We start from the raw sequence: 15,936 nt of genomic DNA, 5'->3' as shown, positions 1-15,936 counted from the left end.
CCGCCGGACGCCTCCGCCTACCGCGCCGCCCTGCGCAGCCTCGACGCCGCGGCGCAGGCGGGGGGACACCGCTTCGTTGCGCTGGACGGCGCGGCACAGGACGACCTGCTCGAGGCGATCGAGGCCAAGACCCTTTCGCGCGGTCCGGCCGGCGGCTTCGATCCGGAGCAGCTGGCCTTCTGGTTCGAGGACCTGCGGTCGGACGTGGTGCGGACATGGCTCGCCCATCCGGCGGCGCTCGCCTGGATCGGCTATTCCGGCATCGGCGCGGGCGGCGACGGGCCGCGGCCGGTGGGATTCAAGAAGGTCGGTTTGGGCGAGCGCGAGGGCTGGGAGCCCGTCGCGCAGGGTGGGGATGCACGATGAACCTCGATTCGATGAGGCGCTATTCCACCGACGAGATAGTTGACGCTGTGGTGATCGGCACTGGCGCCGGCGGTGCGCCGCTGATGGCGCGCTTGGCCGCCGCCGGTTCGCGCGTGGTCGCCCTGGAGGCCGGCCCGAACTTCGATCCGCAGGCCTTCGCATTCGACGAGACCCTCGCCGACGAGATCTACTGGACGGACGAGCGCCTTAGCGGCGGTTCGACGCCGGAAGCCTTCGGCGGCAACAACAGCGGCACCGGCGTCGGCGGCTCGACCCTCCACTGGGGCGCATTCTGCCCGCGTGCCGACCAGCGCGACCTGATGATCCGCACCGAGACCGGAGAGGGCACCGACTGGCCGGTGAACTACGACGAGCTGCTGCCGTTCTACGAGCGCGTCGAGGCCTTCATCGGCGTCTCCGGCCCGCAGAGCTATCCGTGGGACGCGAGCCGGCGCTACCCCCTTGCCCCCGTGCCCCGCAACGCTTCCGCGCAGATCATGGCTGAGGCCTGCGCCGGCATGGGCATCCGCGCCACGGACGCGCCCGCGGCCGTCGTCTCGCGCGACTTCCCGCAGGAAGGCGGCGCGGTGCGATCGGCCTGCATCAATTGCGGCTACTGCCATCAGGGCTGCCGCAACGGCGCCAAGACCAGCATGGACGTGACCTACCTGCCGCTGGCGGTGGCGCATGGCGCCGAGATCCGGCCGGAGGCCCGCGCGCACGGGTTCGAGCGTGACCGCGAGGGCCGGATCACAGCGGTGATCTACCGGCAGGGCGGCGTCGACCACAGGCAGCGTTGCGCGCAGGTGTTCCTCTGCGCCGGCTCCGTCGAGACCGCGCGGCTGCTGCTGCATACGGGACTGGCCAACGGCAGCGGGCAGGTCGGGCGCAACTACATGGGCCATGTCGCGACGCAGGTCTGGGGCACGTTCGATGCCGAGACGCGGCCAAACAAGGGCTACCCGTCCTCGCTGATCACCGAGGACATGATCCGCCCGAAGGGCGCCGACTTCGCAGGCGGCTACCTGGTCCAGAGCCTCGGCGTCGCGCCGTTGACCTTCGCCAACTCGGTGGCGCGCGGGCGCAAGCTGTGGGGCAAGGCGCTCGGCGACTACCTCGCGAACTACAACCACGTGGCCGGCATCGGCATCAACGGCGAGACCCTGCCCTGCGACGCCAACCGGCTGACGCTCTCGGACGAGGCCGACGCCCTCGGCATGGGCAAGGCCGCGATCGATTTCGGCTACGGCCCCAACGAGACGCGCCTGAACGCCCACGCCACGAAGCTGATGGTCGACCTGTGGACCCAGGCCGGCGCCCGCGACATCTGGGTGCTCGACCGCGTCGCCCACACCATCGGCACCTGCCGCATGGGCCATGACGGCGACCACGCGGTGGTCGATGCGTTCGGGAAGTCGTTCGAGGTCCCGAACCTGTGGGTCTGCGACGGCTCGACGTTCCCAAGCTCGCTCGCGGCGAACCCCGCGCTGACGATCATGGCCCTGAGCTTGCGCAGCGCGGAGAAGGTGCTGAGTGGCGCCTGACATGTGACGGCGGGTCATCCCTCATCCGCAGAGGAAGGGAAGACCCGCGTCGCGTGCGATCTCGTACGCTTGGAGGCCCCTTCTGAGCCCCTGCCGCGATCAAGCAGCGATCGCCTCGGGCTTCGGCGCGGGTGCGTCCATCGCCCGCATGTAGACGTCGAGCAGCGTCTCGTGCTCGTCGCGGGCATCCTGGTCGAGCTTGCGCAGGCGGATGATCTCCTTGAGGATCTTCACGTCGAGGCCTTCGCCCTTCGCTTCGGCGAAGATTTCCTTCTTCGCCTCCATCAGCGCCTTGATCTCCTCGTCCACCTGCTCGATCCGCTCGACGATGGAGCGGATGCGGTCGCCGGCGATTCCAATGGTGTCGGTCATCCGAGAACCCTGTTCGTGAGAAGCCACGGCTGGCTCGTCGCGCATCGGGGTGAGCGAACGGTTAAGGCGGCCGATCCCTCGAGCGCCGCACGACGGATCTGGATTTCCGGCCGTCGATCGTCTATATGAGACCTACGGTTGATGACCGGTTCGTAATAACGTTTCAGGACCCGGAGGGCAGTACTCCGGCGCCTCCACCACGAACGCAGCGGCGCTGCGTTTCTGATGGGGGCGAAATAGGTTCGACTGGGCGGTAAAGGGATCGCGAGTTCAGCTTCACTTCGGTGAGGTACGATGCGACTGTCGGTAGGGACTCGACCGGTTCGACGCGGGCAACCCCCGTTTCGGGCACCTGACCAAATCCTAAATGCCAACGATAACGTTGTCATGGATGCCCGCCTCGCGGCGTAAGCATCTTGCGGTAGGGTAACCGTCGAAACAGAACCCGGGGCTTCGGCCCCGGGACCCACCTTTCCTCAGCCTCGGATTACGCGCCCTGCCCTCTCGGCGGATCGGAAACGCATGTCCGGGCGACGCCCCGCAGGCCCGAGAGCCGGCGAGGCGAGGCAACGGCGGCTGCGGCGCTTAGCGCTGCTTGTCCTTCTTGTTGGCGTTGTGATGCCCGACGGCGCAGCCGGCGGCAGCGCCCATCTTGCCGTGGCCCGCCATGTGGCCGGCGACGCCGCCGACGATGGCGCCCTTGATGCAGCCCTTGGCCTCGGCCGGGGCGGACTGGCTGAGGGCGCCGAGGGCGAGCAGGCCGGCGAGGAGTGCGAACTTCATGAGCGTGGATCTCCGTTGCTGTGGAGATCGAACGAGCGGGCCGGCGACAGCGTTCCGGCGGTCCTTTTCCGGTCTTCGCTGCAGGTCCGCCATGCGTGCGCCGAGCGAGATGAATTGACACCGCGCGAAAACCCACGACATCACGGGTCTTGATCGCACTGACACAGGAAGGCGCACGTGGCTCGTCCCGAACTCGGTACCAAACGGATCTGCCCGACGACCGGCAGGAAGTTCTACGACCTCGGTCGTGATCCGGTGGTTTCCCCCTATTCCGGCGAGGTCGTCCCGACCGCCGCCCTCACCCCCTTCGCGAGCCGGTCCGCGCCGATCGCCGCCCGCAAGGAACCCGTCGCCGACGAAGACGAGGCCGACGCCGCCGGTCCGGAACTGGTCTCCCTCGACGAGGTCGAGGCCGAGGAGACCGAGAAGGACACGGATACGGACACCGAGGGCGACGACGTCATCGAGCCGGATGCCGACGGCGAGACCGCCGACGACGACACCCTCGTGGTGGACGACGAGGACGACGACACCACCGATCTCGTCGACGTCGAGGACGAAGACGACGATTGATCGCGCGACGCAGGTCGCGCCGGTTCGCCCGGCGCGACCACGTCCCCGATTCGCCGTCAGCGTGGGGCTGATCCGGGCGCATGCGACTTGCGCGGGCTTGCCGGCAGAATCGGCCCAAGGTCGGATGGAGACATCAGAGGCACACCTCGGGTGCTCGAACCCCAGGCGTGGCGCCGGTCGCACGTCGACCTGTTGCGGCCAAGAAAAAAGGGCCCCCTGCGGAGCCCTTGCTTCGATCATCGATCATTCCGCGAGTGGAATGGTGGGCGCGACAGGGATCGAACCTGTGACCCCTTCCATGTCAAGGAAGTGCTCTCCCGCTGAGCTACGCGCCCCCGCCGAAGCCGTTTGGCTTCGGTGTGGGGGGCCTATAGCCTTCGCCGTCCGGGGGCGCAAGCCGGAACGGACGAAACGCACGCTGGATTTGGTCGTCCGGTTTCGCCGCAGTCCGGCCGACCCTTCGTTGCCCACTGCAACGCTCCTCGAAATGGGTTATGGCGCGGTCTCGGTCGGCGCTAGAGGTCGCCCGGGATCGGGCCCGGGCGACGGGCGCTGCAGCGACGGGACATGCGGTTCTTCATCGATTACGACAACGGCGACGTGATCCATGGCTGGATCGTCCCGGACAACCCCCTGGCGGTCAGCCGGGTCGTGGTGTCCGTCGAGGGGCAGCGGGTCGCGGAAGTCTCCGCCACGATCACCGAGCCCGCGTTCCAGCGCAGCGGTTGGCACTCCACCGGGCAATGCGTGTTCGTGTTGCGGGAATCCGAAGTGCCGGGCCTAGCGGCGATACCGGTCCTCGAGCTCTACGACGCCGACACCAACGTGCTGGTCTATCGCCGCGTCCCGCGCGAGGGCCTGATCGATCGCCGGGTGCTTCTGATCAACACCGGCATCCATCCCGAAGTCGGCCTGCAGAACGCGCTGTTCCCGTATTTCCAGCAATCCCATTTCGGCATCCACAAGCTCTCCGACGAGATCGTGACCAGCGTCCTCGGAAACGAGACTCCGACCTCCCGCCTTATCGCCGGCGCGCTCGTGGTGCCGCGCTACGAGCAGTATTTCCCGCCGGATCGCATGCTGTCGGCGATCCTGGTCCACGATCCGCATGTGGAGATGGCCACGCGGATGCTGTGGCTGAAGGCGCGTTCCAAGGTGGTGGCCGAGGACGATGCCGGTTGGCGCGTCGATCGCTATGCCGAGGCAGCCCTATTCGTCCACGACTACGACTACACGGATCAAAAGAGCCTGAAGCGCTTCTTCCGGATGCTACCGGAGCAGGCCTACCACCTCCTCTACAACCCGCTGTCGCGCCAGCTCGGAACGCGGCTACCCGACGACCGGCTCCATCCCGGTAATTCCATCGTCGCGATCGAAATCCTCGCGCGCCTCGGGATCGTCGGGCACCGGACCTACTTCGACGCTTTCGCCTCCACCCTGTTCGACCAGATCGGACTGGAGGGCGGTTTGCCTCTGCCGGCGCCCGTTCCGATCTCCGACGAGGCGTTGGCCCTGGCCGAGCGCCTTCGCGCCGTGAAGGCGGTCGCCGACATGTTGGTCTTCGACATCGCCATGTCGGACGCGGTACTGATGTCCCTCGCCAAGAGCTGGAATCACTGACGTGGTGGATATCGAGGCCGTCCTCGTCGGCGTCGGAGCGAAGCGGACGCTCGTCGTCCACCGCGACGCGGACGGGCTTCGCCTCGACTTCGCCGGCCTTGGGCTTGGCGGGGCCTGGGTTACGATCACGCTGCACGACAACCCCGCCGCGCCGCGCGAGGCCCACCCGCTGATGAGTCTCGTCGTCAGCGACGAGGCCCAGTTCGGCGTTCCGGTCGCGCACGAGGCCGTCGGCGCCGGCGTCTCCGCCTGGACCGGTCAGGTCCCGGCGACGATCCGCGCCCTCCGGGTCGCGAACCTCGCCGGCGGCAGGCCTCCGCATCCGAGCCGGATCACGATCCGCTGCCGCACCCGTCCGGCCTTGGTGGCGAGAGCCTTTTCCCGGGCCCCCGGGCTCGCGGTGCGGGCGGTTTATTGGCGCAGCCTCGGCAAACGGGTGCGCGGGCGCAGCTTCCTCGACCGGGCGCTGCAGCACCGGAGCGAGGGCGGCTACGCCGCCTGGATCCGGCGAGCCGACACCCTGGACGCGGCCGAGCGCCGCCGGATCGCGGCGGAGGTCGCCGCCTGGGAGGCGCCGCCGTCGATCTCGGTGCTGATGCCGGTCCACGACCCTGCGCCGAAGGTCCTGCGAACGGCGCTGCGCTCTGTCCAGGCCCAGCTTTATCCGCACTGGGAACTCTGCGTCGTCGACGACGCCTCGACCGATTCGCGGATTCCGCAGCTGCTCGCGCGCTTCGCAGCCACCGACCCCCGTATCCGCGTCGCGCGCCGGTCCGAGAACGGGCACATCGCCCGCGCGACCAACGACGCGGCGGCGGCGGCGCGGGGCACGTTCTGCGCCTTCCTCGATCATGACGACGCGCTGCCTGTGCACGCTCTCTACGAGGTGGCGCGGGCGATCCGCGCCGATCCCGATCTGGTGCTGATCTACAGCGACGAGGACAAGATCGACCGCCGCGGCAACCGCTTCGATCCGCACTTCAAGGCCGACTTCGACCGCGAGCTGCTCTACGCGCAGAACTACATCAACCACCTCACCGTGCTACGCACCGAGGCCTTCCGGGCCGTCGGCGGCTTGCGCCCCGGATTCGAGGGCAGCCAGGACCACGACCTGCTGCTGCGTCTGACCGACGGGCTCGACCCCGCCCGCATCCGGCACATCCCGGCGGTGCTCTATCATTGGCGCGCGGCGAGCGGCTCGGGTACGTTCTCGGACCGGGCGAGCGCGCGCACCGAAGCGGCCCGCCTGCGAGCGCTGGACGAGATCGTCGCCCCCTGGGGCGGCAGGGCCGAGCGCGGTCCCGCCGGATTCAACCGGCTGGTGCGCCCGATCCCCGATCCGGCGCCGCGCGTCTCGGTGATCATCCCGACGCGCGACCGCGCCGAACTGCTCCGCGTGACCCTCGATGGCCTGTTCGGTCGGACCGATTACCCGACGATCGAGGTCGTCGTCGTCGACAACGACAGCCGCGAGCCCGAGACCCGCGCCCTGTTCGCGGAATATCGCGACGACCCGCGCCTGCGTGTGGTGGCGGTGCCCGGCGCGTTCAATTTCTCTGACCTGTCGAACCGTGGAGCGGCGGCGGCGACCGGCTCCGTGCTGCTGTTCCTGAACAACGACGTCGAGGTGATCGAGCCGGGCTGGCTGCGCGAGCTCGTCTCGATCGCGTTGGTGCCTGATGTCGGCGCGGTCGGCGCCAAGCTCCTCTACCCGGACGGGACGGTGCAGCATGGCGGCGTCATCCTTGGGATCGGCGGGGTCGCCGGCCACAGCCATCTCGGGGTCGACGGCGACGCGCCGGGCTATTTCGGGCGGATGACGGTCGCGCACGAAGCCTCGGCCGTCACCGGCGCATGCCTGACGATGCGCGCCGACGTGTTCGCCGCCGTCGGCGGCTTCGACGCGCAGGACCTGAAGGTCGCCTTCAACGACGTCGATCTATGCCTGCGCGTGCGCGAGGCGGGCTACCGGATCATCTGGACGCCCTTCGCCACCCTCGTCCACCACGAGTCGAAGAGTCGCGGACCCGAGGATACGCCCGAGAAGCTGATCCGATTCGAACGCGAGACGGCCGTGATGCAGGCACGCTGGGGGGCGCGTCTGCGGGCGGATCCCTATTATAACATCAATCTGTCACGCATCTCTGGGCACTACCGATTCTAACCCCGTGTTCGTATTTTCACCCTACCGGGCGGTGGGACAGTGATACGGTTTCGCCCGGAGCTTCTGAGACGAGGGGGGGTACGGCCTGTTCCCTGCGAAGCCGATCCAGGGTAATGCTGCAGTGCAATCGGCGATCGCATCCGAGCCGACGACGGAGGTTGCATGCGGATCGTCATGGTCGGGTCGGGGTATGTCGGCCTGGTGTCCGGGACTTGTTTTGCCGATTTCGGGCATGAGGTCGTGTGCCTCGACAAGGACCCGGCCAAGATCGAGGCGTTGCGCGCCGGGCGCATGCCGATCTACGAACCCGGTCTCGAAGCGCTCGTCGCCGAGAACGTGCGCCGGGGTCGGCTCGGCTTCGGGATCGACCTCGCGGCGGCGGTCGCGGGCGCCGACGCGGTGTTCATCGCGGTGGGCACGCCCTCGCGACGCGGCGACGGCTTCGCCGACCTCAGCTACGTCTACGCCGCGGCCCGCGAGATCGCGGCGGCGCTGACCGGCTATACGGTGATCGTCACAAAATCCACGGTTCCGGTCGGCACCGGCGACGAGGTCGAGCGCATCATCCGCGAGGCGCGGCCCGAGGCCGACTTCGCCGTCGTGTCCAACCCGGAATTCCTGCGCGAGGGCGCGGCGATCGACGACTTCAAGCGACCCGACCGCATCGTCATCGGTGCCGAGGACGCGCGCGCCGAGGAGGTGATCCGGGAGGTCTACCGCCCGCTCTACCTCAACGCCGCGCCGATCCTCGTCACCGGACGGCGCACCGCCGAGCTGACCAAGTACGCGGCCAACGCCTTCCTGGCGACCAAGATCACCTTCATCAACGAGATCGCGGACCTGTGCGAGCAGGTCGGCGCCGACGTGCAGGAGGTCGCCCGCGGCATTGGCCTCGACAACCGCATCGGCGCGAAGTTCCTCCATGCCGGCCCGGGCTACGGCGGCTCGTGCTTCCCCAAGGATACGCTGGCGCTGGTGAAGACAGCGCAGGATGCCGGGACGCCGATGCGGATCGTCGAGACCGTGGTCGCGGTCAACGAGAGCCGCAAGCGGGCGATGGCGCGCAAGGTCATCCAGGCCTGCGGCGGCTCGGTGCGCGGCAAGACGATCGGGCTGCTCGGCCTCACCTTCAAGCCCAACACCGACGACATGCGCGATGCCCCTTCGCTCGCGATCGTCGCCGGTCTGCTGGACGCCGGTGCGACCGTGCGGGCCTACGACCCCGAGGGAATGGGCCAAGCACGTGCGCTCCTGCCCGACATCGATTACGCCGACGACCCCTATTCCTGCGCCGAGGGCGCCGACGCCTTGGTGCTCGTCACCGAGTGGAACGCGTTCCGGGCGCTCGACCTCGAACGGCTGCGCACCACAATGGCCGAGCCGGTCCTGGTCGACCTGCGCAACGTCTACCGCGTCCAAGACGTGGAACGCCTCGGCTTCCGCTACGCCGGCGTGGGACGTGCGTCGGGGGGCGGGCGATCCGAAGAACGAGACGGCGGGTGAAGCCGGCAACTCGAGCGTCCAGAGGTCGATCGATCGGCGCGCGCTGCAATGACGCGGCGCTTTCAACACAAATTCACCGGTTTTGAACGGTTCAGATGGCAATGGTGACAAGGCTGCGGCAAAGCTTAGGTTGATGAACATTCACGACAGCCGAGCGCAAACCGGCCTCTTCGATGCCGTCGTCCCTCCCTTAGGTTGGACAGCGATTTAGAGCCATACTAAACATCGCCTCGAAGCGCGGTGCTGCCGATGCCCGATCCGTTTTCCGTTAACGAGCGTGTGCGAATCAAACGTGACACAACGTACTGACATCGCGATCGTCGGTCGCGCCTGCCGGCTTCCCGGCGCGCCGAGCGTCGACGGACTCTGGCAGTTGCTCACGGAGGCGCGCTGCGCCGTCGGCCGTATCCCCGGCGACCGCTGGTCGCTCGACCGGTTCGGGCACCCGCGGTCGCAGGAGCGCGGCAAGAGCTACACATGGGCCGCGGGCGTGCTCGACGACATCTGGTCGTTCGACCCGGCGGTGTTCGGCATCTCGCCGCGCGAGGCCGAGCAGATGGACCCGCAGCAGCGGCTCCTGCTCGAGCTGACCTGGGAGGCGCTGGAAGACGCGGGCATGCGGCCGTCGAGCGTCGCGGGCAACCCGATCGGCGTGTTCGTCGGCGCCTCGTCGCTCGATTACGGCAACCTTCGCATCCTCGACGTTCCGTCGGGCGACGCCTACGCCGCCACCGGCAACACGCTCTCGATCCTGTCGAACCGGATCTCGTACATCTTCGACCTCAAGGGGCCTAGCTTCACCGTCGACACCGCGTGCTCGTCCTCGCTCGTGGCCCTAGACAACGCGGTGGCCGCGATCCGTTCGGGCCGCGTCGACACGGCGATCGTGGCCGGCGTTAACCTGCTCGCGAGCCCGTTCAACTTCATCTGCTTCTCCAACGCGCAGATGCTGTCGCGCACCGGGCTATGCCAGGCCTTCTCGGCCTCCGCCGACGGCTACGTCCGCTCGGAGGGCGGCGTGGTGCTCGTGCTACAATCGGCGGAAGCCGCGCGACGCGGCGGCTCGACCGTCCGCGGCGTGATCGCCGCCACCGGCGTCAACTCGGACGGGCGCACCACCGGCATCTCGCTGCCCTCGGGCTACGCGCAGGGCGCGCTGCTGGAGCAGGTCTACCGCGAGGCCGAGATCGACCTCGACGACGTGGCGTTCATGGAAGCGCACGGCACGGGCACGCCGGTGGGCGACCCGATCGAGGCCTCCGCCATCGGCGGCAAGATCGGCATGGGCCGCAAGAGCCCGCTGCCGATCGGCTCGATCAAGACCAACATCGGCCACACCGAGCCGACCTCCGGCCTCGCCGGCCTGCTCAAGGCGAGTCTTGCGCTCGAGCACGACCTCGTGCCGCCCTCGCTGCATTCGGCCGAGCTCAACCCCGACATCCCGTTCGCCGAGATGAACCTGCACGTGGTGCAGACCGGGTTGGCGATCCCGCGCGGCGCGCGCCAGCGCTTCGCCGGCGTGAACTCCTTCGGCTTCGGCGGCACCAACGCCCACATCGTGCTGACCGATCCTGCCCCGGTCGCCGCGCCGGCCTCCGCGGCCCGCGTGCCCGAGATCCTGCTGCTGTCGGCCCAGAGCCGCGCCGCCCTCAACGAACTCGCCCTCGACTACGCCGAGCGCTTCGACGGTGCCGACTCCGCCGAGGCCGCCCGGATCGCGGCCGGCGCCGCGCACCGTCGCGAGCGCCTGGCGTCTCGCCTTGCGATCACGTTGGACGGCAAGGCCGACATCGCTGGCGAGCTCCGCGCCGTCGGCGAGGCCGAGGATTCGGCGGTCGCGCTCACCGGCACCGCGATCGACCGGGCGGCGGACGTCGCCTTCGTCTATTCCGGCAACGGCAGCCAGTGGGCCGGGATGGGCCGCGAGGCCTATGCCGAGAACGTGGCGTTCCGCGCCGCCTTCGACCGGATCGACGCGCTGTTCGCGGCCTATTCGAAGTGGTCGCTCAAGGCGGCACTCGACGCTGAAGACCTCGAAGAGCGCCTGGCGCTCACCAGCGTCTCGCAGCCGCTGATCTTCGCGATCCAGAGCGCCTCGACCACGGCGTTGCGCGCCGCCGGCCTCGCGCCGAAATTCGTACTCGGCCACAGCGTCGGCGAGATCGCCGCGGCCGAAGCCGCCGGCATCCTGAGCCTCGAGCAGGCGGTGAAGGTGATCTTCTACCGCAGCCACCATCAGGAGACGACCCGCGGCCAGGGCACCATGGCGGTGCTGCTGATGCCGGCCGAGGAGGTCGAAGGCTTCCTCAAGGATTACCCGACCCTCGACATCGCCGCCTACAACAGTCCCAAGGCCGTCACCGTCGCCGGGCCGGTCGCCGCGATCGACGCTGCGCTCAAGGCCCTGTCGCGCAAGCGCCGGCGCGGGCGCAAGCTCGACCTCGACTACGCCTTCCACGGCCGGTTCATGGACCCGACCGAGAAGCCGCTGCTGCGCGACCTCGCCGGCCTCAAGCCCTCGACCGGCACCACGAAGATGGTCTCGACCGTGACCGGGTCGGTGCTCGACGGGACTCAGTTCGGCGGAACCTACTGGTGGCGCAACATCCGCGAGCCGGTGCGCTTCTCCGAGGCGGTGCAGGAGGCGACCCGCCAGGGTGCCCGCATCTTCGTCGAGGTCGGCCCGCGCGCGACGCTGATGTCGCATATCGGCGACGCCATCGAGCCGCTCGGCATCGACAACGCCACCGTCGGCGTCATGCACAAGAAGGCCAGCGGCAGCGATCCGATCGCCCGCGCGCTGGCGGCCGCCCTGGTCCAGGGCGCCGCCGTGGACGAGCCGACCGTGTTCGGCGACGCGCCTTCGGGCGCACTGGACCTGCCGACCTACCCTTGGCAGCGCCGCCCGTTCCGCCTCGGCGACACCACCGAAAGCCTCGGCTCCGCGACGGCGCGGGTCTACCATCCGCTGATCGGCTCTCGCGTCCAGGTCGACGGCCTGGAATGGCACGGCTACGCCGACATCGCGACGATCCCGGAACTCGACGACCACCGCATCGAGGGCCAGGCGATCATGCCGGGCGCCGGCTTCGTCGAGATGGCGCTGGCCGCCGTCCGTGAGGCCCTGCGCAGCGACCACGTCGTGCTCGCCGAGTTCGAGATCCACTCGCCGATGGTGTTCGGCGAGGAAGCTTTGCGCGAGGTCGCGGTGCGGATGGCCGGCTCCGGCAACGCCGTCCAGGTCCTCAGCCGCCCGCGCCTGACCCCGTCGCCCTGGCAGCTGCACGCCTCGGCCAAGATCGTCGAGGGCACCTTCGCCCCTCCGGTCCGGCCCGACGTCGAGATGCCGTCCGAGAACGTGCTCACCGGCGACGATCTCTACCTGCGCGCCGAGGCCGCCGGCCTCGGCTTCGGGCCGAGCTTCCGCCAGGTCGCGGCGAGCGCACGCATCGACGACGTCACCATCGTCTCCGACCTCGTCCCCGCCGAGGCCGACCCGCGCTACGGTCTGGTGCCGGCACGGCTCGACGCCTGCTTCCACGGCCTGATCCTGCTGTTCGCCGACCTGCTCGGCGAGAACGCCGGCAAGGCCTACATCCCGGTCCGCTTCGGCGAGGTCCGGCTGCTGCGCCCCGGCGCCTCGATCGCGCGGGCCGTCATCCGGACGCGGCGCTGCAACGAGCGCTCGATCCTGGCCGACTTCACCATCCTCGACACCGAGGGCGAGGTGGTCGCCACCATCCGCGAGGGTCGTTTCCAGGCCCTGCGCGCCAAGGGCGGCGGCGACCTCGCGGCCTACGCGATCACGCAAGGGGTGGAGCTGGCCACCGAGCCGACCGCGATCGCGATGGACCGCCGTTCGAGCATCGCCGCGCTGTTGAAGCCGTCCGCCAAGGTCGCGCGGGCCGCGTCCGGCGCCCCGCTCTCACCGGGCCACCTCCTGCTCGAGGGCTGGGCGACCTCCCTCGCCTACCGCCTCGCCTCCGGCCTCAAGCAGGGCACCGCCGTCTCCGTCGACGTGCGCGTCCCCGCCGAGATGCGGCCCTGGCTGGTCAACGCCCTCTACGCGCTCGAGAGCAGCGGCCTGGCCGAGCAGGATGGCGGGCGCTGGCGCCTCGGCGACGGCGACGCCCTGCCGGCGCCGACCGAGATCATGCGCTGGATCGCGGCCGACCATCCCGAGCTGTCGGCCGAGCTGGTGCTCCTGGCCGACGTCGGCGCCCTGGTCGATCGCCTGCTCGCGGGCACGCTGACCGAGGCCCCGAGCCTGCCGCAGAACGCGCTCGACGCGTTCACCCTGCGCAGCGCCACCGCCCGCGCTTCCGCCGACGTGGTCGCTGGAATCGCCGAGGCCTGCCGCGACAGGCTGCCGAAGGACCGGGCGCTCCGCCTCCTGCAGGTCGGCTTCGGTCCGCTATCCGCCCAGGCCGCCGCCTTCGCCGAGACGGCCGAGGCGCGCCTCACCGTGTTCGACACCGACCGTCGCCTGGCGGAGCGTGCCCGCCTCGCCCTGCCTCGCGGCGTCGCGGTGATCGAGGCGGCCGAGGACCTCCCCGCCGCTGGCTTCGACCTGATCCTGGCCAGCGGCGCGCTGCACCGCGGCGACCGCGACCTGCCGCAGCGGCTTGCCAACGCGCTGGCCACCGGTGGCCTGCTGCTCGCCGTCGAGCCTGGCGCCTCGCTGTTCCGTGACCTCGTCTTCGGCCTGATCCCGGGTTGGTTCGAGGCCGGCGTGGGCGACATGCCCGTCGGCCGCCTCGACGACATCCCGGGCTGGCAGCGCACGCTGAGCGCCACCGGCCTCGTCAGCGTCGCGGTCGATCGCGCGGCTTCCGTCAACGGCGACGACCTGCTGCTCGTCGCCGAGGCCCCGCCCCGACCCGGCAAGGCGGCGGCGCAGACCTTCGCCTTCGTCATCGGCTCGGACGACGAGTTCGCCGCCGAGACCGCGTCGTCCCTCGCGACCCTGCTCGTCGCGGCCGGCGTCCACGTCTCGATCATCCTCGACTCCGAGGCGTCCCTGTTGGAGCTGGAGCGGGAGACCCCGGACACGGTGGTGTTCCTGGCCGGCGCCTTCACCCGCGGCGGCGATGCGGCCGCCCGGCTGCGCGACCGGTGCCTCAGCCTGAAGCGCTGCACCGAGCATCTCGGCGCGCGCCCGACCAAGCTCTGGGTGGTCTCCCCCGGCGCGACCCGCGATGCCGGCGGGTCGGCGGCCTCGGTCGAGGCCGGGGTCTGGGCCTTCTCCCGCACGCTCGCCAACGAGATCGCGACGCTCGACGTGCGCCGCATCGACCTTGCGCCCGAGATCGGCTCGAAGCGCTCCGCCGAGCGCCTGCGCGACCTGATCCTCTCGGGCACGCCTGAGACCGAGATCGTCCTCGACGACGACTGCACGCGGGTGATCCGCTTCCGTCCGGGCCACGCCGCCCGGCGGACCGATCCAGAGGCGGTGCCGGCCGAGGCCGCGCGCCTGGAGCGCAGCAACACCGGCGGCCTCAATGAGATGGTTTGGGGTCCGGCGACGCGCCGCGCACCGGAGGCCGGCGAGGTCGAGATCGCCGTCGAGGCCACCGGCCTCAACTTCCGCGACGTGCTCTGGGCGCTGTCGATGCTGCCGGAGGAGATCCTGGAGGACGGCTTCGCCGGACCTCGCCTCGGCCTCGAATGCGCCGGCCGCGTCGTCGCGGTGGGCGCCGGCGTCAAGGCGTTCAAGGTCGGCGATCCGGTCGTGGCCTTCGCCCAGTCGGGCTTTTCCACCCACATCGTCGTGCCCGAGCTCGTAGTCGCGCCGGCGCCCGACGGCCTCGATCCGATGGCCGCCGCCACCGTGCCGGTCGCGTTCCTCACTGCCTATTACGGCCTCGTTTCCTGTGCACGCTTGCGCCGCGGCGAGTGGGTGTTGGTCCATGGCGGAGCCGGCGGCGTCGGCTTGGCCGCGCTGCAGATCGCCAAGCTGAAGGGTGCCCGCGTCATCGCCACAGCGGGCTCGCGCGAAAAGCGCGCCCTTGTGAAGGCGCTCGGCGCCGAGCACGTGCTCGATTCGCGCTCGCTCGCCTTCGTCGACGACGTCCGGGCGCTGACCGGCACCGGCGTCGACGTGGTCCTCAATAGCCTGTTCGGCGAGGCGATGGAGCGCTCGCTCAACGCGCTGAAGCCGTTCGGCCGCTTCATCGAGCTGGGCAAGCGCGACTACGTCGCCAACACCCATATCGGCCTGCGCCCGTTCCGCCGGAACCTCAGCTACTTCGGCGTCGACCTGGACCAGGTGCTCCAGCACCAAGGCGAGGACGGCGCGCGGATGTTTCGCGAGGTGATGGCTCTGTTCAATGACGGCGGCCTCAAGCCCCTGCCCTATCAGCCGTTCACCGCGGACGAGACCTCGGATGCGTTCCGGCTGATGCAGCAATCGGGTCACGTCGGTAAGATCGTGATCGCACCGCCCAAGCCCGGCCGGGTGCTCGCCGCGCGCAGCACGCCCTTCGTGGTCACGACTGACGGCGTCCACCTGATCACCGGCGGCCTCGGCGGCTTCGGCGGCGAGGCGGCCCGCTGGCTTGCCGACCGCGGCGCCAGGAACCTGCTCCTCGTCGGCCGCAAGGGCGCGGAGACGGAGGAGGCCAAGGCGGTCGTCGCGGATCTCACCGCCCGCGGCATCACCGTCGAGGTGATGCCGTGCGACATCACCGACCGCGTTGCGGTGGACGCGCTGCTCGCCGGCGTCGAGGCGTCCGGCCGCAAGCTCGCCGGCGTGATCCACGCCGCCGCCGTGCTGCAGGACGGTCTCATCGCCAACCTCGACGCCGCCGGCCTCGACGCTGTGATCGGCCCCAAGGTCGTCGGCGCGCAGAACCTCGACGCGGCGACCCGTGAGCGCGCGCTCGACTACTTCGTGGTGTTCTCCTCGGCCACCACCTTCATCGGCAACCCGGGCCAGGGCGCCTACGTCGCCGCCAACGGCTTCATGGAAGGGCTGGCCCGCCAGCGCCGCCGCCGCGGGTTGCCGATGAA

The 15,936-nt window shown here is 69.9% G+C and carries 9 protein-coding genes, 1 tRNA gene and 1 other RNA gene; 8 read left to right on the top strand and 3 right to left on the bottom strand.

Translation table 11 applies throughout. The features are described from left to right. Together FV222_RS05785 and FV222_RS05780 are read left to right on the top strand one after the other, a co-directional pair. The coding region (locus FV222_RS05785) for a gluconate 2-dehydrogenase subunit 3 family protein (RefSeq protein ID WP_147813402.1) at positions 1–366 on the top strand (366 nt) is incomplete at its 5' end. Then, complete coding sequence (locus FV222_RS05780) at positions 363–1,910, top strand: GMC family oxidoreductase (protein ID WP_147813400.1); 1,548 nt, start codon at positions 363–365, stop codon at positions 1,908–1,910. The genes FV222_RS05785 and FV222_RS05780, both read left to right, overlap by 4 nt. Before the next feature lie 99 nt (positions 1,911–2,009). Here the strand turns inward: FV222_RS05780 and FV222_RS05775 are convergent, their stop codons facing one another. After that, positions 2,010–2,282 (bottom strand): DUF2312 domain-containing protein, encoded by a 273-nt coding sequence (locus tag FV222_RS05775; RefSeq protein WP_147813398.1) that lies wholly within the window; start codon positions 2,280–2,282, stop codon positions 2,010–2,012. Positions 2,283–2,377: 95 nt separating this feature from the next. Between FV222_RS05775 and ssrA the strand changes: the two genes are divergently transcribed. Next, positions 2,378–2,735, top strand: a transfer-messenger RNA (tmRNA) gene (ssrA, locus tag FV222_RS05770). A 132-nt stretch (positions 2,736–2,867) separates the two neighbouring features. Here ssrA and FV222_RS05765 read toward each other — a convergent pair. Next, positions 2,868–3,065: a hypothetical protein gene (locus tag FV222_RS05765; RefSeq protein WP_147750191.1), complete on the bottom strand. Its 198-nt coding sequence runs from the start codon at positions 3,063–3,065 to the stop codon at positions 2,868–2,870. 177 nt (positions 3,066–3,242) lie between these two features. Here FV222_RS05765 and FV222_RS05760 point away from each other — a divergent pair, with 177 nt between their 5' ends. After that, the gene (locus FV222_RS05760) at positions 3,243–3,638 is read left to right on the top strand and encodes a TIGR02300 family protein (RefSeq protein WP_147750190.1); all 396 of its coding nucleotides are present in this window, start codon (positions 3,243–3,245) and stop codon (positions 3,636–3,638) included. A 260-nt stretch (positions 3,639–3,898) separates the two neighbouring features. On the opposite strand, the gene FV222_RS05755 is transcribed toward FV222_RS05760, so the two are convergent. After that, positions 3,899–3,973 (bottom strand) — tRNA-Val (locus FV222_RS05755). 232 nt (positions 3,974–4,205) lie between these two features. On the opposite strand from FV222_RS05755, the gene FV222_RS05750 reads away from it, so the two are divergent. The 4 genes from FV222_RS05750 to FV222_RS05735 all read left to right on the top strand — a co-directional run. Then, on the top strand, positions 4,206–5,258 hold the full coding sequence (locus FV222_RS05750) for a hypothetical protein (protein ID WP_147813396.1): 1,053 nt from the start codon (positions 4,206–4,208) through the stop codon (positions 5,256–5,258). A gap of 10 nt (positions 5,259–5,268) precedes the next feature. After that, positions 5,269–7,422, top strand: a complete 2,154-nt coding sequence (locus tag FV222_RS05745) for a glycosyltransferase family 2 protein (RefSeq protein WP_246685337.1) — start codon at positions 5,269–5,271, stop codon at positions 7,420–7,422. Positions 7,423–7,584: 162 nt separating this feature from the next. Beyond that, positions 7,585–8,925: a UDP-glucose/GDP-mannose dehydrogenase family protein gene (locus tag FV222_RS05740; protein ID WP_147813392.1), complete on the top strand. Its 1,341-nt coding sequence runs from the start codon at positions 7,585–7,587 to the stop codon at positions 8,923–8,925. A 292-nt stretch (positions 8,926–9,217) separates the two neighbouring features. After that, on the top strand, positions 9,218–15,936 hold a 6,719-nt coding region (locus FV222_RS05735), incomplete at its 3' end, for a type I polyketide synthase (RefSeq protein WP_187277231.1).

The organism is Methylobacterium sp. WL103, from assembly GCF_008039885.1.
Lineage (GTDB): Bacteria > Pseudomonadota > Alphaproteobacteria > Rhizobiales > Beijerinckiaceae > Methylobacterium > Methylobacterium cerastii.
The sequence above is the reverse complement of the archived record's forward strand: the minus strand, read 5'-3'. Positions and strand labels throughout refer to the sequence as shown.